This is a genomic window from Motiliproteus sp. SC1-56 (assembly GCF_017309075.1).
Lineage (GTDB): Bacteria > Pseudomonadota > Gammaproteobacteria > Pseudomonadales > Balneatricaceae > Motiliproteus.
In genome coordinates, this window is record NZ_JAEMGS010000036.1 from 1 (window position 1) to 1,450 (window position 1,450).

The 1,450-nt window shown below is 44.6% G+C and carries 2 protein-coding genes; both read right to left on the reverse strand.

The window, feature by feature from the left end:
* Window positions 1-92: 92 nt before the first annotated feature.
* Window positions 93-575 carry a hypothetical protein gene (locus tag JGZ97_RS18020; RefSeq protein WP_207064096.1) on the reverse strand — a complete coding sequence of 161 codons (483 nt, stop codon included), beginning with the start codon at window positions 573-575 and terminating at the stop codon, window positions 93-95.
* Between the two features lie 120 nt (window positions 576-695).
* Window positions 696-1,226 carry a hypothetical protein gene (locus JGZ97_RS18025; RefSeq protein ID WP_242521877.1) on the reverse strand — a complete coding sequence of 177 codons (531 nt, stop codon included), beginning with the start codon at window positions 1,224-1,226 and terminating at the stop codon, window positions 696-698.
* Window positions 1,227-1,450 lie beyond the last annotated feature (224 nt).

The window sequence follows — 1,450 nt, forward strand, 5'->3', positions numbered from 1 at the left end:
GAGAAACTTCTCTTTGCGTGTCTGGCGACTCTTGCTGGTGAACTCGCTGTCAGCGAAGGAGAGTTGGTGATCCATGGATAGCCCTCAGCACATCAGAGCGCGGATTGTCTCATGCCAAGGGACTTAATCGCATGCTCCCTAATACTCCCCATAACAAAAAAGCCAGGACTGACAGGGGGACCAATGAACTCGCCAACTTCAACATTAGAGTTAATTGCTGATAATGATAAATCGTAAGCTTCGCCCTTAAGCATGTTTGAAATTAATGCGAAGAATAACGGCAAGACCACAAAGATAAGGATCAAACCAGAATACGCCCACTTTCTTTGTACATTTTTAAAGTGTTCTACGTCTCTCCATGTTCTGTTTTTCCATGCCCACTCATTACCTTTAGCGCCTAAGACAAATACCATGACGATATTAACTAACGGGACAAACATCAGTAGCGCTATAAAAGTGCTATTTCCAATACCCCAAATCCAGTTGAGGAGAAACGCTCCCCAATTCCAACCCTTCAATTCAGGTGGCAACTTTGACTCTTTCCCCATCCCTGAGATGTATTCTTTATCTTCCATTGGATCACCGATTTTGTTTTGAATGCTGACGGCCCGCATAACGGGCTAAAATACGGAGCGAAGCGAAGGGAGCCTACGGATTTTTGTCCCCAGCGAACGCAGCGAGTTTTAATGCGTTTGTTAGCTCTCGTTACCACACTTTGCAATAGTGGATAATGAGTCCAACCACGCGCTGGCTGGATCAAAATTTCCTACTAAGCCGTCTTTGGTTGATTGGCCCGTGAAGGCCCCCAGACCATGCTGAATCATGTAAGTTGGTCGATATTCCGGTTTACCAAGCCGCGTAAGTGTTGGACAAATTTTCTCAGGAGTAAGTGAATCCAGAGCGTGCTGTAAATTCTGAAGTTGCTCCTCAGTCATACCTCCGCCGATATTCATGCGTAAAACACTTATAGCTTGATGAGCAGTTGTGTCTGAAACCCTTTTAGTGTCGTAGTAGCCATAGGACATACCTGCGTAATACAATTCTGCGGCATTTTGAAAATTATTGTTTTCAATACAGTTAGCTATACCTGTGAAAATATCGACTGGGTTGTTCTTATTTGAAAGCTGGCTAATCGGTTTGCATTGAATGGATTTTGAACGAGAAAGATTTCCTTCAGCTTCATAATTGACTACTTTCTGGTCGGTAGAACTACAAGCAGAAATCAAAGCGGTTATTGCAGTGATGATAAAGAGTTTTTTTCATTGCTTCCTTTCCTAAATATTCCTGATGAGAGCTAACGAATGAAATGGACTCCCCCTTCCCTGGGTGCGGTGCCACGCTTACCGGCGGGCAAACAGGATGATCAATGGGAGGTGTAGCATGTCCGTTTCAACTCTTGGCGTTGATCTCGCCAAAACTGCGTTCAGTATCCACGGCGTGGATGCCTGTG

Bases quoted from the DNA above. Each gene is read 5' to 3' on its own strand.
- JGZ97_RS18020 (WP_207064096.1), bottom strand. From the start codon at position 575: ATGGAAGATAAAGAATACATCTCAGGGATGGGGAAAGAGTCAAAGTTG.